Origin of the sequence: Saccharothrix sp. NRRL B-16314, assembly GCF_000716595.1 — a bacterium.
In the GTDB taxonomy this organism is placed as follows: Bacteria; Actinomycetota; Actinomycetes; order Mycobacteriales; family Pseudonocardiaceae; genus Actinosynnema.
The window spans coordinates 1-305 of the sequence record NZ_JNXC01000244.1 but is presented as its reverse complement, the minus strand read 5'-3'; the positions used below and the strand labels follow the sequence as shown (position 1 = coordinate 305).

Below are 305 nucleotides of genomic sequence, written 5' to 3'. Positions count from 1 at the left end.
GGCGCACGCCCTCGAAGGCTTCGAGGTGCTGGGTCACCATCTGGTTGAAGAGACCGGTGGTGAGCAGCAGGACGGTGACGCCTTCCTGCTGGATCTCCTTGGCGAGCTGGTCGAGTTCGACGGTCCGGCCGGCGTGGACCACCAGCCGGGCGCCGTTCACCAGCGGGCCCCAGATCTCGATGGTGGAGGCGTCGAAGGCGACCGGGGCGAGTTCGAGGAAGACGTCGTCGCCGTGGATCTCCATCCAGTCCGGCGCGTACAGCAGCCGGGCGACGGCCCGGTGCGGGACTCCGACGCCCTTGGGC

1 protein-coding gene is annotated in these 305 nt (G+C 69.5%); it reads right to left on the bottom strand.

Annotation, left to right across the window (positions count from 1 at the left end):
- On the bottom strand, positions 1-305 hold a 305-nt coding region (locus tag OQ02_RS39830), incomplete at both ends, for an AMP-binding protein (RefSeq protein ID WP_033443871.1).